Origin of the sequence: Streptomyces sp. NPDC050145 (assembly GCF_044460245.1) — a bacterium.
Classification (GTDB): domain Bacteria; phylum Actinomycetota; class Actinomycetes; order Streptomycetales; family Streptomycetaceae; genus Streptomyces.
In genome coordinates, this window is the sequence record NZ_JBITJS010000004.1 from 384,822 (window position 1) to 406,140 (window position 21,319).

A 21,319-nucleotide genomic window follows, 5' to 3' on the forward strand; every position below is an offset into this window, starting at 1 on the left:
GAAGGAGCGACCCGTGCGCCCCAGGGCGGGGCTGGAATTTTGGCTGGGCTGGCTCGGGTGCGGGCTCGGGAGCCGGAGGTTGTGGGGCGGGTGGCTGCTGGGCGGGGGCGGCCTGACGGGCTGTTGGGGGAGTCCGGGCGGTTGATGATCGTGGCCGCCGATCATCCGGCGCGGGGAGTGCTGGGGGTCGGGGAGGAGGGGATGGCGATGGCGGACCGGGGGGAGTTGCTGGAGCGCTTGTGCCGGGCGCTGAGCAGGCCGGGCGTCGACGGGGTGCTGGGCTCGGCCGACGTGCTCGACGACCTGCTGCTGCTCGGGGCGCTGGAGGGCAAGGTCGTCATCGGGTCGCTGAACCGGGGAGGGCTCGCCGGAGCCTCGTTCGAGCTCGACGACCGGTTCACCGGGCACCGGCCGCAGGACCTGGCCCGGCTGCGGTTCGACGCCGGGAAGCTGCTGCTGCGGATCGGCTACGACGACCCGGGCTCCGGTTCCGTACGGACCCTGGAGGCGGCGGCGCGGTCCGTGGACGCGATGGCGGCGCTGCGACTGCCCGTGTTCGTCGAGCCGTTCGTGATGCGGCGGGACCCCGGCTCGGGGACACCCCGCGCGGATCTGAGCGCCGACGCCGTCATCCGGTCCGTCGCCGTCGCCTCCGGGCTCGGCGGCACCTCCGCGTACACGTGGCTGAAGCTGCCCGTCACTGACGACCCGGACGGGATGGCCCGCGTCATGGAGGCCTCCTCGCTGCCCACCGTCCTGCTCGGCGGCGACATCAAGGACGGCGACCAGGACGCCACGTTCGAGAAGTGGCGGGCCGCGCTCCGACTGCCCACCGTTCAGGGCCTGGTGGTGGGCCGTTCGCTCCTGTACCCGGCGGACGGCGATGTCGAGCAGGCGGTCGACACGGCCGTCGGGCTGCTGTAGCGGCGGGGGAGAGGGAGAGGAGAGTGGGGGCATGACCTACCTTCCCAGCGGCAGCGCGGGCGACGGGACGTACGCGCTCGTCGTCGACCCCGACCAGGCGGGCTGGTCCCGCGCCGCGCTCAAGGTGCTCGAACTGGGAGCCGGGCAGCGGCACGTGTTCGACACCGGCGCGAGTGAATGGATCGTTCTGCCGCTGTCGGGTGCTTGCTCCGTCGAGGTGACAGGGCGGATCATCGAACTGCTGGGCAGGGAAAGCGTGTTCAGCGGCGCGAGCGACTTCGCGTATCTTCCGCGCGAGACCCGCGCGGAGCTCTCCTCCGGCGCGGGAGGCCGGTTCGCCCTGGCAGGAGCGAAATGCGGGCGACGACTCCCCGTCCGTCACGGTCCCGCGCCGGAGGTTCCCGTCGAGGCCCGCGGCAGCGGCTCGACCGCCCGTCAGGTGCGGAACTTCGCGGCCGCCGACACCTTCGACTGCGACCAGCTCATCGCCGTCGAGGTGATCACCCCGGGCGGGCACTGGTCCTCGTACCCGCCGCACAAGCACGACGAGCACCGGCCCGGCGTCGAGACCGAGCTGGAGGAGATCTACTACTTCGAGATCGACGGGGACGGCGGCTACGGGTACCAGCGGGTGTCGCCCTCGCGGCCCGGCGGCACCGAGCTGCTCGCCGAGGTCCGCAGCGGCGACGCGGTCCTGGTGCCGGACGGCTGGCACGGGCCGTCCATCGCCCAGCCGGGGCACGCCATGTACTACCTGAACGTGATGGCGGGACCGGGCCCGGAGCGGGAGTGGCGGATCCGCTTCCACCCGGACCACGCGACGGAGGGATACCGATGACGGGCACGGGGACGGAGACAGGAAAGGGGCCGGCGGCCGGGACGAGGCGGCTCACCACGGCGCAGGCCCTGGTCCGCTTCCTCGCCCGCCAGCACACCGAGCGGGACGGCGTCCGGCAGCGGCTGATCCCGGCGACCTGGGGCATCTTCGGGCACGGGAACGTGGCGGGGATCGGCCAGGCGCTCGTGCAGTACGCGGACGCCATGCCCTTCCACCAGGGGCGCAACGAGCAGGCGATGGTGCACGCGGCCGTCGGCTTCGCACGCCAGAGCGGCCGGCTCGCCACGCACGCCGTCACCACGTCGATCGGCCCCGGCGCCACCAACCTGGTCACCGGCGCTGCCCTCGCCACCATCAACCACCTGCCCGTCCTGCTGCTCCCCGGAGACGTGTTCGCGGCCCGGCCCGCCGACCCCGTGCTCCAGCAGCTGCAGGTCCCGTACGCGGGAGACATGTCGGTCAACGACTGCCTGCGGCCCGTGTCCCGGTACTTCGACCGGATCGGCCGGCCCGAGCAGCTGATCCCCGCCGCCCTGGAGGCGATGCGGGTGCTCGCCGACCCCGTCGACACGGGCGCGGTGACGCTCGCGCTGCCGCAGGACGTGCAGGCGGAGGCGTACGACTGGCCGGAGGAGTTCTTCGCCGAGCGCGTGTGGACCGTGCGCAGGCCCCGCCCGGACGAGGGCGAACTCGCGGCCGCCGCACAGGCGTTGCGCCAGGCGCGGCGCCCGCTGCTGATCGCGGGCGGCGGCGTGCGGCACAGCGCCGCCGAGGACGCGCTGCGGGAGTTCGCCGAGGCCACCGGCATCCCCGTCGCGTCGACGCAGGCCGGCAAGGGCGCCCTGCCGTACGACCACCCCGCCGACGTGGGCGGGATCGGCCACACCGGCACCGCGCCGGCGAACGAGCTGGCGCGCGCCGCCGACCTGGTCATCGGCGTCGGCACCCGCTACACCGACTTCACCACCGCCTCCGGCACCCTCTTCGCCGCGCCGGACGTCCGCTTCCTGAACGTGAACATCGCGGCGTTCGACGCCCACAAGCAGGCCGCGCTGCCACTCGTCGCCGACGCCCGCGCCGGCCTGACCGCACTGCGCGAGGCCGTGCGCGGGGTGCGCGCCGACACCGCGTACGTCACCACGTACACCGAGGACAAGGAGCGCTGGGAGCGGCGCGTCGACGCCTGCCTCACCGCCGAGGACGACCTCGTGCGCCCGACACAGGCCCAGGTGCTCGGCGCCCTCGACGCGCTGGTCACGGGCGAGGACATCCTGATCAACGCGGCGGGCTCGCTCCCCGGCGACCTGCACAAACTGTGGCGGACCCGGTCCCGCGACCAGTACCACGTCGAGTACGGCTACTCCTGCATGGGCTACGAGATCCCGGCCTCGCTCGGCGTCAGCCTCGCCGCGCCCGGCCGGCCCGTGTGGGCGCTGGTCGGCGACGGCACGTACCTGATGATGCCGACCGAGATCGTCACGGCCGTGCAGGAGAACATCCCGGTCAAGCTCGTCATCCTCCAGAACCACGGGTACGCGTCCATCGGCGGGCTCTCCGCGTCCGTCGGCGCCGAGGGCTTCGCGACCGCGTACCGCTACAAGGACCGTGTCGGCACCTACACGGGCGCCCCGCTCCCCGTCGACCTCGCGGCCAACGCGGCGAGCCTCGGCATGGAGGTCCACCGCGCCAAGACCGTCCGCGACCTGCGCGAGGCGCTCGCCGCGGCCCGCGCCGCCGAGCGTCCCACATGTGTCTACGTCGAGACCGAAACGGCAGACACAGTGTCGGGCCCGCCCCCGGCGCAGGCGTGGTGGGATGTGCCCGTGGCCGAGACAGCCGACCGTCCGTCGGCGGTCAGAGCCCGCGAGGAGTACGACCGGCACGTCACCGCTCGACGCCGCCACCTCTGAGACGTAACAGGAGTTGCACCGTATGTCTGACACGAATCTCTCCGAGACGAAGTCGGTCCACCACTGGATCGGCGGCAAGACCGTCGAGGGCACGTCGGGCAATCACGGCCCGGTGACCGACCCCGCGACCGGCGTCGTCACCACCCGGGTCGACTTCGCCTCCGTCGAGGAGGTGGACGCCGCCGTCGCCGCCGCCAAGGAGGCGTACGCGACGTGGGGCCAGTCCTCCCTCGCCAAGCGCACCGAGATCCTCTTCCGCTTCCGCGCGCTGCTCGACGCCAACCGTGACGCGATCGCCGAGCTGATCACCGCCGAGCACGGCAAGGTGCACTCCGACGCCCTCGGCGAGGTCGCCCGCGGCCTGGAGATCGTCGACCTGGCCTGCGGGATCAACGTCCAGCTCAAGGGCGAGCTGTCCACCTCCGTCGCGACCCGCGTCGACGTGGCCTCGATCCGCCAGCCGCTCGGTGTCGTCGCCGGCATCACGCCGTTCAACTTCCCGGCCATGGTGCCGATGTGGATGTTCCCGATGGCCATCGCGTGCGGCAACACGTTCGTGCTCAAGCCGTCCGAGAAGGACCCGTCGGCCTCCCTCAAGATCGCCGAGCTGCTGGCCGAGGCCGGTCTGCCCGACGGCGTCTTCAACGTCCTGCACGGGGACAAGGTCGCCGTCGACCGTCTCCTGGAGCACCCGGACGTCGCCGCCGTCTCCTTCGTCGGCTCGACCCCGATCGCCCGTCACATCCACACCACCGCCGCCGCCAACGGCAAGCGCGTGCAGGCCCTCGGCGGCGCCAAGAACCACATGCTGGTGCTGCCCGACGCCGACCTGGACGCCGCCGCCGACGCCGCGGTCTCCGCCGCGTACGGCTCGGCCGGTGAGCGCTGCATGGCGATCTCCGCCGTCGTGGCCGTCGGCTCGATCGCCGACGAGCTGGTCGCGAAGATCAAGGACCGCGCCGAGAAGATCAAGATCGGCCCGGGCAACGACCCGACGTCCGAGATGGGCCCGCTCATCACGGCCGCCCACCGCGACAAGGTCGCCTCCTACGTGGAGGGCGCCGCCGCCGACGGCTGCGAGGTCGTCCTCGACGGCACCGGCTACACGGTGGAGGGCCACGAGAACGGCCACTGGATCGGCCTGTCCCTCCTGGACCGCGTCCCGACCTCCGCCAAGGCCTACCAGGACGAGATCTTCGGCCCGGTCCTGTGCGTGCTGCGCGTGGACACGTACGAGGAGGGCGTGGCGCTCATGAACGCCTCGCCGTTCGGCAACGGCACCGCGATCTTCACCCGGGACGGCGGCGCGGCCCGCCGCTTCCAGCTGGAGATCGAGGCCGGCATGGTCGGCGTCAACGTGCCGATCCCGGTCCCCGTCGGCTACCACTCCTTCGGTGGCTGGAAGGACAGCCTCTTCGGCGACCACCACATCTACGGCAACGACGGCACGCACTTCTACACCCGCGGCAAGGTCGTCACCACCCGCTGGCCCGACCCGGCCGACGCCCCGGCGGGCGTCGACCTGGGCTTCCCGCGCAACCACTGAGCGGGGTCATGACACGGGCGCGGCCGGCTCAGCCCTGCGGGGCGGTGCCGCCCGCGCCCTGCTGCTTCACCTGCTCCGTCAGGTCCGCCGTGTCGGAGACCGGCGGCGCCGTGACCGGCTTGGTGGAGCCGAACTTCACGAAGTCCATCGAGATGCTCACCCGGCCCATCGACTGGTTCATCCGCACCGGCAGATCGTCACCGTCGACCCAGATGTCGTACGTGACCTTGTCGACGTCCCCGGTGAAGGACCCCATGAGGCCGTCCTTGTCCGTCTGGGACAGCCCGGAGCCGGACTTGTTCACGCTCTCCGGGGTGATCGAACCGCGGTAGTGCGTGGCCTTCTTGCCGCGGATCGTCTCCTCGCCGAGGTCCTTCACGCTCTTCGACAGGCCGATGTAGCGCAGGCCCGCCGTCGGGTCGGCGTTCTTGTCGGCCGCGGCGGCGCCGGACTCGCCGAGCACCGCGGAGACGTCGACGCGCATCCAGTGCTTGCCCGCGAGCGGACCGCTCGGCTGCGGGTCCACGTTGTAGAAGTAGGCGCCGTCGACCATCTTGGCGCGCAGCGTCGGGTCGTCCTGGACCGACTGCATCTGCGCGGCCTTCGTGTCCATCATGACGTCGTACGCGGCGCCGTCGCCCCACGAGTACGTGCCGTCCATCGAGACCGGGCCCGCCCCCGTGCCCAGGTCCGTCGTGGACTCGATCTCGGCCGAGCCGAGGTCCTTCGTTCTGTCCGAGGCGCGGGTCAGCGCCGCCATGATCGTGTCGGCGTTGCCGACGGCGTCGGCCGTCTTCTTCGCGGTCTCGGCGCTGCAGGCCGTGGTCGTGGCCAGCGCCGCTACGGCGATCCCCGCCCAGGCCACGCTCCGTATGTGCTTCATGTCCCGCCCCTGTCCCCTGTGTGTATGGCCGCTGTGCGCGCTGTGCGTCAGCTGTGCATCGTACGAAGATGCGAAAAGGGGCCGGTCCGGTTCCCGGGGTTCCGCACGAGCTGGGATGTGGTAGCGGAGAGCGAGACGTCCGGACTCCGGACTTTTTCCGAAGAAGTTCGGCGCCGGGGCAACGGTTCCCGTACGGAGGCGACAAACCGGTCGACGTAGGTGTACCCGGCGGTACGCCTTGGAAGTCAAGGTCGAAGTTCGACGGGGCTGCGTAGAAGGCGCTGAACTTTACAGAAGCCTTAGGAAGAGAGGCGGACCGGGCGCGGCGCGAACTGCGGAATCCGCAGGGAAACGGCCGTTGACGTTCCGGATATCGGCGATGTTCTATGACCGCGCCGGGAGCGACACGAACCTTGTCACTGCACCACGCGCACCTCACTGCCCTCGGAGGCGATAGCGCTCCCCGCCGAACCACCTGCCGCACGAGTCGATCGGAACCTCCATGACCGACACGCTTCGCCCTGCCGCCGCACCCGCGGTGGAGCCCCTGCCGAACTCGGCACCGCCCCAGAAGCTCAAGCGTTCCATCGGCGTCGTCGGCGGCACCTTGCTCACGCTGTCGTGCGTGACGCCCGCCTCCACGCTCTTCGTCGTCGTCCCCGACCTCTTCGGCTCGCTCGGCACGGCCACCGCGCTCACCATCGCCATCGGCTCGCTGCTCTGTATCGGCGTCGCGTTCTGCTACTCGGAGCTGGGCACCCTGATCCCCAGCGCGGGCGGCGAGTACGCCATGGTCTCCACGCTCTCCGGCCGCCTCGCCGGCTGGCTGGTCTTCGTCCTGTCGCTCCTGGTCGTGATGATCGTGCCGCCCGTGATCGCCATGGGCACGGCCGACTACCTGGCCCCGCTGGTCCACCTGAACCCGTCGATCGCGGGCGCCGGCGTCATGCTCCTCGCGACCCTCGCCGGCCTGCTCGACCTGCGTGCCAACGCCTGGATCACCGGCGTCTTCCTCGTCCTGGAGGTCATCGCCGCGGCCGTCGTCGCCGTCCTCGGCTTCGCCCACTCCGAGCGCGGCGCGGGCTCCCTCGTCTCCATGCAGGTCGCGGGCTCGGGCGGCCACCACGACACGGTCACCGCGATGCTCGTCGTCTCCGGCCTCGCCATCGCCCTCTTCATCACCCAGGGCTTCTCCACCGCGGTCTACCTCTCCGAGGAACTCGAGAACCCCCGCAAGTCCGTGGCCCGCACGGTCCTCGCGACCCTCGCCATCTCCACGGTCATCATCATTGTCCCCGTCATCGCGATCACGATGGGCGCCAAGGACCTCTCCGCGCTCACCTCCGGCGACATCAGCAGCATGGTCGAGGCCTGGTCGAACTCGGCCGTCGGCACCTTCGTCTCCCTGTGCGTCGCCCTCGCCATCATCAACGCGGGCATCGTCATGGTGATCCAGAACTCCCGCGTCCTGTTCGCCTCCGCCCGCGACAAGGCCTGGCCCTCGCCGGTCAACCGCGCCCTCGCCAAGCTGGGCCGCTTCGGCTCCCCCTGGGTCGCCACCCTCGTCGTCGGCGTCCCCGGCGCGGCCCTGTGCTTCGTCAACCTCGACACCCTCTACGGCGTCACCGGCGTCTCCGTGACCGGCATGTACCTGCTCGTCGCCGTCGCCGCCCTGATGTCCCGCCGCGGCAGCCACCGCCACCAGCCGGCCTGGCGCATGCCGCTGTGGCCCGCCGTCCCCGCGATCCTGATCGCGGTCATGGCCTACATCCTCAGCCAGCAGGAGGTCACCTACCTCCTGTGGACCGGCGGCATCACCGCCGCCGCCACCCTCTACTGGGCCATCTACCTGCGCCCCCGCAAGGAGACCCGCTGGCTGGTGACCCTCCCGGAGGACACCCAGGAGGCCCCGGCGTAAGCCACTCCTTCCACTTCGGCGCCGGGCCCCCGCGAGTGCGGGGGCCCGGCGCCGTCGTGTTCCCCCGAAGCCCCCGGCGACCCCGCCGGCCGTCGCTAGGCTCGCCGCATGGAGATCATCGAGGGGGCCGGGGCCTGGAAGCAGCCCGGGAGCGAAGGCACGGACTGGGTCGAGCAGCTGCGCAGGCCGGACCTGTCCGTCGGGACGTACTGCATCCCGGCCGGGGGCAAGGACACCCAGAGCCCGCACACGGAGGACGAGATCTACGTGGTCACGGCGGGCCGCGCGACGATCGAGACACCGGGCCGCAGCGCCGAGGTCGGCCCGGGGGCGGTGATCTTCGTGCCGGCGGGCGAGCAGCACCGCTTCGTCGAGGTGACGGAGGACCTGGCCCTGCTGGTGGTGTTCGGCCCCGCCTACGGCTCGCGAGGCTGAGAGAAACTCCAGGCCATCACCGTGCACGGCCCCTCGGACACGCCGCCCGCGCTCCGGTACGCCGCGAGCGCGGGAGCGTTGTCCGGGTCGACGCCCACCCACATCCCGTAACAGCCGCGCTCCCGGGCCAGATCGGCCAGGGTGCGGATCAGGGCGCGGGCCGTGCCCCGGCGGCGGTGGCCCTCGGCGACCGCCAGCTCGTAGAGGAACATCTCGCGGCCCTTGTCCGGGTGGAGCGTCTCGACGCCGCTGACGAAGCCGACGGGGGTGGCGTCCTCGTAGGCGAGGAAGAGGTGGTGGCCCGGTGTCGCGAGGAAGTCGGCGGCCCACTCGGGGCGGGCCGGGGCGTCGAACAGGGGGGATGCGGCGAGGATTTCGGGCACGGTGGTCGCTCGGTCGATCTGCATGGGGCTGCCAACTGTTGCGCTGTTCATGAGCGAATCTCATCCTTTCTCGTCTTTTGTTCTGGTCGGGTGAGGCTTTCCGAGTGGGTTGCGTGCATTGGCGTGCGCTTCCGGACCGCGTAGTCGTGGGTCGGCGGGGGCCGTGTGCCGGTCCCTGTGTGTCGGGCAGGTCCGGCATGCGGCTTGACTGGCGAACTGCTGCGGATTACTGGCGGGTTGTGGATAACTCCGCCACTCGTTCTGGTGGGCGAGGCCGGTGTCCCTCGGCATCCGCCGGTTCCCGTCTTACGGTCGGGGCATGGTCGCAGGTCACTTCCCCGGTCGGGAGACGCCCTTCGAGGAGAGGCACCGCCACGCCCGGGGCGGGGCGGGCGAGTGAAGGGGTTCCGGCCGCGGTCCGGTTTCGTGGTGCAGGCGTACCGGTTCGCCCTGGACCCGAGCGCGGGTCAGGAACGTGCGCTGCGTTCGCATTGCGGTGCGGCGCGGGCCGCGTACAACTGGGCGGTCGCGTGGGTGACCGCCTCCTGGTGGCAGCGCCGGGCCGAAGCGTCATACGGCGTCCCTGACGCGGAACTGACCGGGTGGCGACCGTGGTCGCTGCCCGCGCTGCGCAAGGAGTTCAACCGGGTCAAGCACACCGATCCCAGGTTCGCAGACTGGTGGGAGGACAACTCCAAGGAGGCCTACAACACGGGTCTGGCGAACGCGTCGGCCGCGTTCGACAACTACGCCAAGTCCAAGAACGGCAAGCGGCGTGGCAAGGGGATGGGTGCGCCGCGGTTCAAGTCGAAGCGGAAGGCGCGCCTGGCCTGCCGGTTCACCACCGGAACCATCCGCGTGGATGCCGACGGCCGACATGTGACACTGCCCCGTCTGGGCACGATCCGCACCCACGAACCCACGGTGAAGCTCCTCGCGCGCATCCAGGCCGGGACGGCGCGGATCCTGTCCGCGACCGTCCGCCACGAACGCGGCCGATGGTTCGTGTCCTTCCAGACCGAGGTGAAGCGCGACATCCAGCGCGTCACCCGTCCAGACGTGGTGGTCGGGATCGATCTCGGCGTGAAGACCCTCGCGGTGATGGCCGACAGCACCGGCGAGATCCGCACCGTCGCCAACCCCCGGCACTACGACAAGGCCCTGACCCACTTGCGCCACGCCTCCCGCGCCGTGTCCCGGCGCCGGGGCCCCGACCGCAGGACCGGACAGAAGCCGTCGAAGCGGTGGGAGAAGGCCAACGCCGCCCGGAACAAGGTGCACCACCGGGTGGCGCAGCTCCGCTCGGATGCCCTGCACAAGCTCACCACCGCCGTGACCCGCACGTACGGCACGGTCGTGGTCGAGGACCTCAACGTCGCTGGAATGCTCCGCAACCGGCGACTGGCCCGCCGGATCGCAGACGCCGGATTCGGCGAGATCCGCCGCCGGCTCGGCTACAAATCCCGGCGCAACGGCTGAAGCGTCCTGGCCGCCGACCGCTGGTATCCCTCCTCCAAGACATGTTCCGGGTGCGGCGCGGTGAAAGCCAAACTGCCGCTGCACATCCGGACGTTTGAATGCGACGCCTGCGGCCTGGTCATCGACCGGGACGCCAACGCCGCACTCAACCTCGCCGCACTCGCGGCAACCGCAGTAACTGGTACCGGAGTGGCCGGAGACCAGGACACCTCACAGCCGGTGTCGAAGCCTCGTGGAGCCGACCACAAGACCCGCACCACCCGCCCCCGCCGCAAGGCAGGGCCGGGGCGGGCAGGTGGCGCAACCCTGCCGCACCAGCGGCAGACAGAAACGAGAGACCGTACTCAAACCGAAGCCCTCACGCTCTGGTGACGAAACGGACCTCCCGGGCCGAAATGCCCGGGATGCCGAGACCTGACTATGGCCTCGGCAACGGAGTTCTAGCAGCCGCCGCCGACACCAGCGATCGCGATTACGCAGCGCCTACTGCGGTCGGCGTACACGGGGCGCGGAGCGTACTCCCCGGGGAGGGCGCCCGGTTCAGCCCCCCGGTGGGACGTAGGAGGAGGAGGCGGGCTTTAGCGTGGACGCATGGATCTACGACTGGGCGGTGCGTGGCGTCGCGGCCGGCGGTGGGCCGCCGGCGCGGCCGTCGCCGTGCTGCTCGCGGGAGCGGGGACCTGGTCCGCGGTGGCCTCCGACGGGGAGCCCACCGTGCACCGGCAGGACCGCATGATGACGATGGGCGGCGGGGTACGGGTCGACACCTCGTACTTCACCGCCGGCGACGGCGGGGAGAAGCGGCCCGCCGTGCTGCTCGCGCACGGGTTCGGCGGCAGCAAGGCCGACGTGCGCGGCGAGGCCGAGCGGCTCGCGCGCGGCGGGTACGCGGTGCTGACCTGGTCGGCACGCGGATTCGGCCGGTCCGGCGGCAAGATCGGGCTCAACAGCGCGGACGCCGAGGTCGCCGACGTGTCCCGGCTCGTCGACTGGCTGGCCGGCCGCTCCGAGGTACGGCTCGACAAGGCGGGCGACCCGCGCGTCGGCGTGACCGGCGCCTCGTACGGCGGCGCGGTGTCCCTGCTCGCCGCCGCCCACGACGACCGGGTCGACGCGATCGCCCCGCAGATCACGTACTGGAACCTCGCCGACGCCCTGTTCCCCGACGGGGTGTTCAAGAAGCTGTGGACCGGGATCTTCTTCACCTCCGGGTCCGCGGACCTCGGTGCGCGCACGAGTGCGGCCGGGACCGGGTGCGGGCGGTTCGAGAAGGACCTGTGCGCCATGTACCGGCGGGTGGCCGTGTCCGGGGAGCCGGACGCCGTCGCGCGCAAGCTGCTCGAGGAGCGCAGCCCGTCGGCCGTCGGGGAGCGCATCAAAGTGCCCACGCTCATCGCGCAGGGGCAGACCGACTCCCTGTTCCCGCTCGGCCAGGCCGACGCGATGGCCCGGCAGATCAAGGCCAACGGCGCACCCGTCGACGTCGACTGGCTCGCCGGCGGCCACGACGGCGGCGACATGGAGGTGGACCGGGTCACCGGGCGCGTCACCGCGTGGTTCGACCGCTACCTGAAGGGCGACAAGAGCGCCGGCACCGGCCCCGCCTTCCGCGTCACCCGCACCGGAGGCGTCGACTCCACCGACGGCGCCGCCACCCTGCGCGGCGCGAGCGGAGCCACGTACCCGGGACTGCGCGGCGAGCGCCGCGTGTCGGTACCGCTGAAGTCCGGCACCGAGACCTTCGAGAACCCGCCGGGCGGCGGCCCGCCCTCGATCTCCGCCGTCCCCGGACTTGGCAGCGTCTCCTCGCTGTCCTCCTCGCTCGGGCTGAGCGTCGCGCTCGACTTCCCCGGCCAGTTCGCCCGCTTCGACTCGGCGCCCCTGGACCGCTCCGTGCACGTCACCGGCTCACCGACCGTCACCGCGCACGTGACCTCGTCCACCGGCACAGCCGTCCTGTTCGCCAAGGTCTACGACGCCGGGCCCGGCGGCGCGCGCGAGGTGCTGCCCTCCCAGCTCGTCACCCCGCTGAAGGTGACCGGCGCGGGCGGCGCCGGCAAGGACGTCACGATCACCCTGCCCGCGATCGACCACGAGGTGCAGAAGGGGCACCGGCTGCGGCTCGTCCTGTCCTCGACGGACCTCGGGTACGCGTCACCGGCCGCGCCCGCCACGTACGAGGTGAGCCTGTCCGGCGGCGCACTGAGCCTGCCGACCGCGCCCGGCGTCGAGACCGCCGCCGCGCCGCTGCCCTCCTGGGTGTGGTGGCTGCCGGCCGGCGCCGCCCTCGTCGCCGCCGCCCTCGTGCTGACCGCCCGCCGCCGCGCGAGCGCCCCCGCACCGGACCCGGAGCTCGCCGACGTCCCGCTCGTCATCACGGACCTGAGCAAGAAGTACGCGAAGTCCACCGACCGGTACGCCGTGCGCGACGTGTCCTTCCGCGTCGAGCAGGGCCAGGTCCTCGGCCTGCTCGGGCCCAACGGCGCGGGCAAGACCACGACCCTGCGCATGCTCATGGGGCTCATCCGCCCCGACGCGGGCGAGATCCGCGTCTTCGGGCACGCGATCCGGCCCGGCGCCCCCGTGCTGTCCCGGGTCGGCGCCTTCGTCGAGGGCGCCGGATTCCTGCCGCACCTGTCGGGCCGGGAGAACCTGGAGCTGTACTGGCGGGCCACCGGCCGCCCCGCCGAGGACGCGCACCTCGACGAGGCCCTGGAGATCGCCGGGCTCGGCGACGCGCTGGCCCGCGCCGTGCGCACCTACTCGCAGGGCATGCGCCAGCGCCTCGCCCTCGCCCAGGCCATGCTCGGCCTGCCCGACCTGCTGATCCTCGACGAGCCGACCAACGGGCTCGACCCGCCGCAGATCCGCGAGATGCGCGAGGTGATGATCCGGTACGCGCGCGGCGGCCGCACCGTGATCGTCTCCAGCCATCTGCTCGCCGAGGTCGAGCAGTCCTGCACGCACCTCGTCGTCATGGACCGCGGGCGGCTCGTCCAGGCCGGTCCCGTCGCCGAGATCGTCGGATCCGGCGACACCCTCCTCGTCGGCCTGGGCGGCGAGATCGCCGACCCGGTGGTGGAGAAGATCGCCGCGCTGGACGGCGTCGACTCGGCGGTCCGCGCCGAGGACGGGCTCGGCCTGCTCGTCCGGCTGACCGGCGACGGCAGTGCCACCGGGCTCGTCGCGGACCTCGTCCGGCTCGACGTGCCCGTGGCGTCCGTCGGCCCGCACCGCCGCCTGGAGGACGCGTTCCTCACGCTGATCGGAGGGACCCCCGCATGACCGCCACCGCCCCCGCCCCCGCGACCCCGACGGCCGCCGGCTACCGCCCCGGCCGCACCCTGCCCCTGCGGGTCGAGCTCGTCCGGCAGGTCAAGCGGCGCCGCACCCTCGTCATGGGCGCGGTGCTCGCCCTGCTGCCGTTCGTGCTCGTCGCCGCGTTCGCCATCGGCGGCGAACCGGGCGGGCGCAACGGGCGGGTGACGCTGATGGACACGGCCACCGCGTCCGGCGCGAACTTCGCCGCGACCTGCCTGTTCGTGTCCGCCGGATTCCTGCTCGTCATCCCCGTCGCCCTGTTCTGCGGCGACACCGTCGCCTCCGAGGCCAACTGGTCGAGCCTGCGCTACCTCCTCGCCGCGCCCGTGCCGCGCGCCCGGCTGCTGTGGTCCAAGCTCGTCGTCGCGCTCGGCATGAGCCTGGCCGCGATGGTGCTGCTCCCCGTCGTCGCCCTCGGCGTCGGCACCGCCGCCTACGGCTGGGGGCCGCTGGAGATCCCGACCGGCGGCGCGCTCGACGCCGGCACCGCGGCACAGCGCCTCCTCGTCGTCATCGCGTACCTCTTCGTGTCCCAACTGGTCACCGCCGGGCTCGCGTTCTGGCTGTCGACGAAGACGGACAACCCGCTGGGCGCGGTCGGCGGAGCGGTCTTCCTCACCATCGTGGGGAACGTCCTGGACGCCGTCACCGCCCTCGGCGACTGGCGCGACTTCCTGCCCGCGCACTGGCAGTTCGCCTGGGCGGACGTCATCCAGCCGCAGCCCGAATGGAGCGGAATGATCCAGGGCACGGCCGTGTCGGTGGCGTACGCGGTGGTCCTGTTCGCCCTGGCCTTCCGGGGGTTCGCCCGCAAGGACGTGGTGTCCTGACACGACGGTCCGGTCTCCGGAGGATCACCCACCGGTCACGACAGGCGCCCGCCGTGACCCCTTCGAGGCCAAGGCGCAACCGCCCGGGACGAACATTCCGGCCGCCTCCCACGTCACAGTCACAAGGACGCCGGTGACGCCGGCGTGTGACGCGACGGGAGGAGCGGCATGGAAGACCGTACGGACAGGGCCCGCGGCCGGAGGAGGCGCCGCGGCGGCGCGCTGGCCGCGGCCGCGCTCGCCGGCGGGCTGCTGCTCACCGGCTGCGGCGCGTCGGGCGACAACCTGGCCTCCGACGAGAGCAAGCGGATGCCGGCCGTCGGCTCGGGCCCCGGTGGCGCGGCCGCCTCCGTCGCCCCCGACGACGAGCACCGCGACATGAGCGACAACCGCTCGACCTTCGCCCTCGATGTCGACACCGCCTCCTACGGCTACGCCCGGCGCACCCTCGCCGACGGCCGGCTGCCGGAGCCGCACACCGTGCGCCCCGAGGAGTTCGTCAACAGCTTCCGGCAGGGCTACCGGCGCCCCGACGGCAACGGCTTCTCGGTGACCGTGGACGGCGCCCGCTCCGGCGCCGACGGCTGGCGGCTCATGCGGGTCGGCCTCGCCACGGCCCAGGCCTCCGCCTCCGGCGAACGCCCGCCCGCCGCCCTCACGTTCGTCATCGACATCTCCGGCTCCATGGCCGAACCGGGACGCCTCGACCTCGTCAAGGAGTCCCTCGGCACGCTCACCGACCAGCTCGGCGCCGACGACTCCATCGCCGTCGTCACCTTCAGCGACGAGGCCGAGACCGTCCTGCCGATGACCCGTCTCGGCGCCCGCGACGGCTCCGCCCGCGACCGCGTCCACCAGGCCGTCGACCGGCTCGAACCCACCGACTCCACCAACCTCGACGCGGGCATCCGCACCGGCTACGACACCGCCGTCGAAGGCGTGCGGCACGGCGCCACCAACCGCGTCGTGCTGCTGTCCGACGCCCTCGCCAACACCGGCGAGACCTCCGCCGACGCCATCCTCGAACGGATCGGGGACGCCCGCCGCGAGCACGGCATCACCCTGTTCGGCGTCGGCGTCGGCAGCGACTACGGCGACGCCCTGATGGAGCGGCTCGCCGACAAGGGCGACGGCCACACCACCTACGTCTCCACCCCCGCCGACGCCCGCAAGGTCTTCGTCGACCAGCTGCCCGCCACCGTGCAGCTGCGCGCCCGCGACGCCAAGGCCCAGGTCGTCTTCGACCGCGAGAACGTCACCGACTTCCGGCTCCTCGGCTACGACGACCGGCGCGTCGCCGACGACGACTTCCGCGACGACACCGTCGACGGCGGCGAGGTCGGCCCCGGCCACACCGTGACCGCTCTCTACGCCGTCAAGCTCCGCGAGGGCGCCGAGGGCCGCGTCGCCCGGGCCACCGTCCGCTGGCTCGACCCCGACAGCCGGGCCCCGCGCGAGCGCAGCGGCACCGTCTCGGCCGCCGCCCTCGACCGCCCCCTGTGGTCGGAGGAGACCCCGCCCCGGCTGCGCCTGTCCGCGGCCGCCGCCTACTTCGCCCACCGCCTCGGCGGCTCGGGCAGCACCCCGTTCCCCGGCGAGCCGTCCCTCGACCGACTCGCCGCACACGTACGGGAGTTGGGCGCGTCCACCGAGGACCCGGACGTGCGGGACCTGGCCCAGGCGATCGAGGAGGCGGATGGGCTACGGCGGGCCTAGGCAGGTAGATTCCGGTCGTTCCTGTCGCTGATCAGTTTTTGATCAACTGATTCAATCGATCGATGGATGTCGGAAGCCGCTGGTCTATGCTGCCGGGCATGGCCTCCAGCGCAGCGAACCGGCAGGGTGACGCCACCCGGCAGCAGTTGATCAAGGCGGCGGAGCGCCTCTTCGCCACCCAGGGCGTGGACGCCGTCTCGGTCCGCGCGGTCAACGCCGCGGCGGGCCAGGGACCGGCCTCCGTGCACTACCACTTCGGTTCGAAGGAGAACCTGGTGGCGGCCGTCCTCCTCGGCGTCGGCGCCGCCGTCCGCGACGAGATCGCGGCGAACTGCGAGGCCCTGGCCGAGCGGCGCGAGGCGCCCACGCCCGCCGAGGTGGTGCGCGCCCTCACCGACCCGTACCTCGCCCTGCTGCTGCGCCACCGGGTGCGCGGCATGCGCTGGGTGCAGATCGTGGTGCAGATCTCGCGCGACGGCCGCCCGGCCATCGAGTCCACCGGCCAGGACGCCGTCGCCGCGAGCCTGCGCGAGCAGGTGGGCCGTGCCTTCCCCGACTGCGACGCCGAACGGATCGACCTGCGCTGGCCGTTGGTGGTGATGGGCTTCCTCCAGATGCTCAGCCACGCCGACGGGCTCGGCGGCCGGGGCGCCCGCCTCGGCCGCGACGAACTCGTCGAGTTCTACGAGGACCTGGTCACCTTCGTCATCGGCGGCGCCGAACGCATGCTCGGCTGAGCCCCGCGGTTGGGACGTTGCCGGATCAGTCCTGCTGGTGGCCTGTGCCGTGGGGGAGCACGAGGATCTTCACGTGTTCGGCGGGGGAGCGCAGAGCGGCGAAGGCCTCGGGGACCTCGTCGAGGGGAATGCGGGACGTGATGATCGCCTCGGCGTCGATCTCGCCGTCGGCCAGGCGCCGCAGCACCGTCTCGTACGCGTTCTCGGTGGGCCCGTGGCCGAAGTTCACGGCGATGCGCCGCAGTTGACCGACCACGGGGATGATCGTCTCGTCGGCGAACGGCGCCGCGAGGACCTGGATCCGTGAGTCGTACGGGAGCCGGTGCAGCAGCCCGCCCAGCATCCCGGCCCGCCCGCTGCACTCGTACGCGATGAGGATCCCGCCGCCCGTCCCCGTTGCCTCGCCTTGCTGGACAAGGGAGTTGTAGAGCTCGATCGGGTCCTGCTCGGCGGGGTCGACGACATGGTCCGCGCCCATCCTCGCGGCGAGTTCGCGGCGCTTGGGCGAGGGCTCGGAGGCGATGACCGTACGGACGCCGCGGGCCTTCGCCGCGACGATCGCGCCGAGGCCGATCGTGCCGCAGCCGATCACCAGTGCCGAGTCCGCGGCGGTGAGCCCGGAGCGCTGGACGTGCATCTCGCCGACGTGCAGCGGTTCGGCGAGCGCCGCGTGCTCCAGGGAGAGCCCGTCGGGCACGTGACGGGCCCAGAACGCGTCGACGGTGATGAAGTCGCCAAACGCCCCGTGGTACGTGTTCGAGTAGCCGATGATCGTCGGGACGCCGGTGGCCGGATCGGTGACGATGCCGAGGCCCGCGACGCGGTCGCCGACGGAGAAGTCACCCACCTCGGCGCCCGCCTCCGTGACGACGCCGGAAAACTCGTGGCCGAGCACGATCGGGCGCTCCGGATCGAACCGGGCGAGCGGATAGTCGGCGCCCTCGATCACCTCGCAGAACCGGTCCGCGTCCTTCGACACCGTCAGATCGCTGCCGCAGATGCCGCACGCGGCGACCTCGACGCGGAGCTGACGCGGGCCGAGAGGCGGGAGTTCGGGCACGTCGGCGAGGCGGAACTCGCCCTTGAGGAACTGCACCGCGCGCATGGCTCAGGCCTCCTTCACGCCGACCGGCGCCTCAGTGGAGGCCCCGGCCGGTGCCTCGCCGGATGTCCTGGGCTCGCCGTAGTACTCGGTGTGCGCCTTGGTGATCGCCCCGGCCAGCTGCCCGATCAGCTGCTCGCGGTGGTCCTCGGCGAACTGGAGGCTGGCCTGACGGTTCCGGTTCCGGTTGCGGAAGTGCGGGACGACCTCGGAGGCGAACAGCTCGTAACTGCGCTTGGTGTCCTCCCAGTTGGCCATGTCGACGTGCAGCACCAGCATCGTGCCGAAGCCGCCCGTCTTCTCGATGAGCGCCTCGATCCGGGCGATGGCCTGGTCCGGGGTGCCGATGACGGCCTGTCCGAACTCGCCGAGGGAGTTGTGGCGCCAGAAGTCGATGACGCCCTGCGGGGTGTCGGCCCAGTCGGGGTAGCGGCCGTTCTGCCGGTTCGCGTACGCGGCCATGGCCTGGATACGGCGGCTGACCGCGCGCTCGGCGTCGGCCTGCGTCTCGGCGAGGAACATCGGGTTGACCAGGCGCCAGCGGGAGCGGTCGGCGACATGTCCGTGCTCGGCGGAGACCTTCTCGTAGATCTCCCAGTTGCGGTCGAGCGCGTCGAACCCGGCGGGCGAGCTCGCGGCGAGCGACAGCAGCGACAGGCCGTGCCTCCCCGCGAGCACCGAGCCGTTCGGGGAGACGGTGGAGGCGGCGACGACCTCGATGCCGGCCGGATCGTACGTCGGCAACTGGGCGCGGGCCTCGCACAGCGTGAACCAGTCCGTCTCCCGCGACACCACCTCGCCGCGCAGCAGCGGCAGCACGACCTCCAGCGCCTCGCCCTGCATGCGCCGCTGCTCGGCCGGGTCGATGCCCATCATGCGCGCGTCCAGCGGGATCTTCCCCGGACCGGTCCCCAGGATCACCCGGCCCCGGGTCTGCAGATCGAGCTGCGTGATGCGGTCGACGGTGATCAGCGGATGGTGGTACGGCAGCGAGACCACACCCGTGCCGAACCGGATCCGGGACGTCCGCTCGGCCGCCGCCGCGATGAACTGGTCCGGCGCGGGCACGATCTCGGCCCCCGTCGAATGGTGCTCACCCATCCACGCCTCCTCGAACCCGAGGTGGTCCAGATGGGTCATGAGATCGATGTCCCGCCGCAACTGGAGCGCGGGATCCGCGTCCAGCGGGTGGAACGGGGCGAGGAAGGCCCCGAACTTCAGTGATTCGGCCGTCCACATCGTTGAACTTCCCCTCACTTGACGCTGCGTTGCACCTGGTTGCACCTGGTTGCACCTGGTTGCGCCTGGGTGCGTCTGGCAGAGCGGTCACGGGAGCACTCGGGCATCCCTGGCGAAGCGGGCCCGACGCCTGGTTGTGTATCACGCATTTCAATCACGTGATAGAACTTTTACCGCTGACCGGGACCGCCCCCCGGGCATGCCTCAGGCCCGCGCTGCGTGGGGAACCAGCGCGGGCCTGAATCGACTTCTCTCGGATGTGGTGGGTCTGCGGGACGCCCGGTGGGTCTACCGGACGTGTGGAGCGTCTACCGGATGTGCCGCCCCGAGATCGCCCGGGCGATGACCAGGCGCTGGATCTCGCTCGTGCCCTCGAAAATGGTGTAGATCTTCGCGTCCCGGTACATGCGCTCCACCGGGTGCTCGCGGCTGTAGCCGGCGCCGCCGAGGACCTGGATCGCCTTCTCCGTCGCCGAGACCGCCAGCTCGCCCGCGCGGAGCTTCGACATCGAGCCCTGGCCCGCGTCGAAGGTCTTGTTGTTGCGGGCCATCCACGCGGCCTGCCAGATGAGGAGGCGGCAGGCCTCGATCTCCGTACGGATGTCCGCGAGGGCGAAGGCGATGGCCTGGTTGTCGATGATCGGGCGGCCGAACGCCTCGCGCTCGCCCGCGTAGTCGAGGGCGTACTCGTACGCGGCGCGGGCGATGCCGAGTGCCTGGGCGCCGACCGTCGGACGGCTGACCTCGAACGTGGACATCGCGGCCTGTCCGCGACCGCCCCGGGTGCCCTCGCGGGCCCGCGCGAGGCGGGCGTCGAGCTTCTCCTTGCCGCCGAGCAGGCAGTGGCCCGGGACCCGTACGTCGTCGAGGAAGACGTCGGCGGTGTGCGAGGCGCGCAGGCCCAGCTTCTTGATCTTGCGGGCGCCTTCGAGGCCCGGGGTGCCCGGCGGCACGATGAACGCGGCCTGGCCGCGCGAGCCCAGTTCCGGGTCGACGGAGGCGACGACCACGTGCACGTTCGCGATGCCGCCGTTGGTGATCCAGGCCTTCTGGCCGTTCAGAACCCACTCGTCCCGGGCTTCGTCGTAGCGGGCGCGCGTCCGCATCGCCGACACGTCCGAACCGGCCTGCGGCTCGGACACGCAGAACGCGGCGAGCTTCGGGTCCGCCTCGTCGCCGAAGCACTGCGGCACCCACTCGGCCAGCTGGTCGGGCGTCCCGGACGAGAAGATCCCGGCCACCGCGAGCGAGGTGCCGAACAGTGACATGCCGATGCCCGCGTCGCCCCAGAACAGCTCCTCGTTGGCGATCTGCAAGGAGATCCCGGTCGGGTCGCCGAACAGCTCGGCCAGCGACTCGAACCCGTACAGGCCGATCTTCGCGGCCTCCCGGATCACCGGCCAGGGAGTCTCCTCGCGCTCGTCCCACTCGGCGGCAGCGGGACGCACGACCTCTGCCGCGAATCCGTGCACCCAGTCCCGCAGCTCCCGCTGCTCCTCGTCCAGTTCGAGAGAGAACACCATGCCGGCCGCGCCCCCTAGGCCTTCGGGATGTCGAAGTAGCGGGTCAGGCCGGAGGCGAGCGCGACATCGCCCGCGATCTTGACCTTGCGCATCATGAACATGGTGACGGGCGAGGAGTTGCCCGAGACCAGCTTGAGGAAGTCGGCGTCGCCCATGATGAGCGTGACGCGCGGCTCCGCGTCCGAACGGCCCTCGGTGACCGTGCAGGTGCCCTTCGAGACGTGCGTCTCGTAGACGGCCTCCGGCTGGTCGCCCTGACCCGTGACCTTCCACCGGATCAGCGCCTCGAGCTGCCCGGCGACCTCGGGCTTGAACTGCCGCTCCATGCGCCCGAAGACCTCCTTCAGGACGCGGCCGCGCAGCTCGGCGTCCTGCGCGATCTCGTTGATCTCCTTCGCGGACAGGCCCTTGACGATCCGTGCGAACTCCTGGGGTGTGACGCTCGCGAAGTCGAGGCCCGCGATCTCGTCGGCACCGCTCATGGAAGTCTCCCTCGTTAAGGTTCTTACTAATCAGTAAGATTACTGCTTGGTAA

Annotated in this window: 18 protein-coding genes; 12 read left to right on the plus strand and 6 right to left on the minus strand. The window is 71.8% G+C overall.

All coding sequences use genetic code 11. From position 1 onward, the window contains the following. Positions 1-144: 144 nt before the first annotated feature. From ACIBTU_RS11060 to mmsA, 4 genes are read left to right on the plus strand one after another with little or no spacing between them, the layout of a single operon-like run. Positions 145-924 carry a deoxyribose-phosphate aldolase gene (locus tag ACIBTU_RS11060; protein ID WP_399125804.1) on the plus strand — a complete coding sequence of 260 codons (780 nt, stop codon included), beginning with the start codon at positions 145-147 and terminating at the stop codon, positions 922-924. A gap of 31 nt (positions 925-955) precedes the next feature. Next, positions 956-1,762 carry a 5-deoxy-glucuronate isomerase gene (gene iolB / locus ACIBTU_RS11065; RefSeq protein WP_399125706.1) on the plus strand — a complete coding sequence of 269 codons (807 nt, stop codon included), beginning with the start codon at positions 956-958 and terminating at the stop codon, positions 1,760-1,762. Further along, a complete protein-coding gene (gene iolD / locus ACIBTU_RS11070; protein ID WP_399125707.1) occupies positions 1,759-3,672 on the plus strand; it encodes a 3D-(3,5/4)-trihydroxycyclohexane-1,2-dione acylhydrolase (decyclizing) in 1,914 nt (637 codons plus the stop codon). Before iolB ends, iolD begins: the two co-directional genes overlap by 4 nt. A gap of 22 nt (positions 3,673-3,694) precedes the next feature. Then, a complete protein-coding gene (mmsA, locus tag ACIBTU_RS11075) occupies positions 3,695-5,218 on the plus strand; it encodes a CoA-acylating methylmalonate-semialdehyde dehydrogenase (RefSeq protein ID WP_399125708.1) in 1,524 nt (507 codons plus the stop codon). 28 nt (positions 5,219-5,246) lie between these two features. Here mmsA and ACIBTU_RS11080 read toward each other — a convergent pair whose 3' ends face one another. Next, entirely contained in the window at positions 5,247-6,101 is an 855-nt protein-coding gene (locus tag ACIBTU_RS11080; protein WP_399125709.1) for a hypothetical protein, read from the minus strand. A 502-nt stretch (positions 6,102-6,603) separates the two neighbouring features. Here ACIBTU_RS11080 and ACIBTU_RS11085 point away from each other — a divergent pair. Continuing rightward, positions 6,604-8,019 carry an APC family permease gene (locus tag ACIBTU_RS11085; RefSeq protein ID WP_399125710.1) on the plus strand — a complete coding sequence of 472 codons (1,416 nt, stop codon included), beginning with the start codon at positions 6,604-6,606 and terminating at the stop codon, positions 8,017-8,019. A 108-nt stretch (positions 8,020-8,127) separates the two neighbouring features. Continuing rightward, entirely contained in the window at positions 8,128-8,454 is a 327-nt protein-coding gene (locus ACIBTU_RS11090) for a cupin domain-containing protein (protein ID WP_399125711.1), read from the plus strand. Here ACIBTU_RS11090 and ACIBTU_RS11095 read toward each other — a convergent pair. Beyond that, a complete protein-coding gene (locus ACIBTU_RS11095) occupies positions 8,436-8,861 on the minus strand; it encodes a GNAT family N-acetyltransferase (RefSeq protein WP_399125712.1) in 426 nt (141 codons plus the stop codon). The two genes, ACIBTU_RS11090 and ACIBTU_RS11095, sit on opposite strands and share 19 nt — an antisense overlap. 402 nt (positions 8,862-9,263) lie before the next feature. Here ACIBTU_RS11095 and tnpB point away from each other — a divergent pair, with 402 nt between their 5' ends. From tnpB to ACIBTU_RS11125, 6 genes are all read left to right on the plus strand, one after another. After that, positions 9,264-10,316, plus strand: coding sequence for an IS607 family element RNA-guided endonuclease TnpB (tnpB, locus tag ACIBTU_RS11100; protein ID WP_399125713.1), 1,053 nt, complete (start codon positions 9,264-9,266; stop codon positions 10,314-10,316). Between the two features lie 6 nt (positions 10,317-10,322). Continuing rightward, positions 10,323-10,688, plus strand: coding sequence for a zinc ribbon domain-containing protein (locus tag ACIBTU_RS11105; RefSeq protein WP_399125805.1), 366 nt, complete (start codon positions 10,323-10,325; stop codon positions 10,686-10,688). A gap of 219 nt (positions 10,689-10,907) precedes the next feature. Continuing rightward, entirely contained in the window at positions 10,908-13,601 is a 2,694-nt protein-coding gene (locus ACIBTU_RS11110; RefSeq protein WP_399125714.1) for an alpha/beta fold hydrolase, read from the plus strand. After that, entirely contained in the window at positions 13,598-14,467 is an 870-nt protein-coding gene (locus ACIBTU_RS11115) for an ABC transporter permease (protein WP_399125715.1), read from the plus strand. The genes ACIBTU_RS11110 and ACIBTU_RS11115 overlap by 4 nt, the downstream gene beginning before the upstream one ends. 168 nt (positions 14,468-14,635) lie before the next feature. Then, positions 14,636-16,183, plus strand: coding sequence for a von Willebrand factor type A domain-containing protein (locus ACIBTU_RS11120; protein WP_399125716.1), 1,548 nt, complete (start codon positions 14,636-14,638; stop codon positions 16,181-16,183). A 98-nt stretch (positions 16,184-16,281) separates the two neighbouring features. Beyond that, entirely contained in the window at positions 16,282-16,920 is a 639-nt protein-coding gene (locus ACIBTU_RS11125; protein WP_399125717.1) for a TetR/AcrR family transcriptional regulator, read from the plus strand. A 25-nt stretch (positions 16,921-16,945) separates the two neighbouring features. Here the strand turns inward: ACIBTU_RS11125 and ACIBTU_RS11130 are convergent, their stop codons facing one another. From ACIBTU_RS11130 to ACIBTU_RS11145, 4 genes are all read right to left on the minus strand, one after another. Further along, complete coding sequence (locus ACIBTU_RS11130; RefSeq protein WP_399125718.1) at positions 16,946-18,025, minus strand: alcohol dehydrogenase catalytic domain-containing protein; 1,080 nt, start codon at positions 18,023-18,025, stop codon at positions 16,946-16,948. A 3-nt stretch (positions 18,026-18,028) separates the two neighbouring features. Further along, positions 18,029-19,261 carry an LLM class flavin-dependent oxidoreductase gene (locus ACIBTU_RS11135; protein ID WP_399125719.1) on the minus strand — a complete coding sequence of 411 codons (1,233 nt, stop codon included), beginning with the start codon at positions 19,259-19,261 and terminating at the stop codon, positions 18,029-18,031. Positions 19,262-19,569: 308 nt separating this feature from the next. Beyond that, positions 19,570-20,784, minus strand: coding sequence for an acyl-CoA dehydrogenase family protein (locus ACIBTU_RS11140; protein WP_399125720.1), 1,215 nt, complete (start codon positions 20,782-20,784; stop codon positions 19,570-19,572). 14 nt (positions 20,785-20,798) lie between these two features. Next, entirely contained in the window at positions 20,799-21,266 is a 468-nt protein-coding gene (locus tag ACIBTU_RS11145) for an SCP2 sterol-binding domain-containing protein (protein ID WP_399125722.1), read from the minus strand. Positions 21,267-21,319 lie beyond the last annotated feature (53 nt).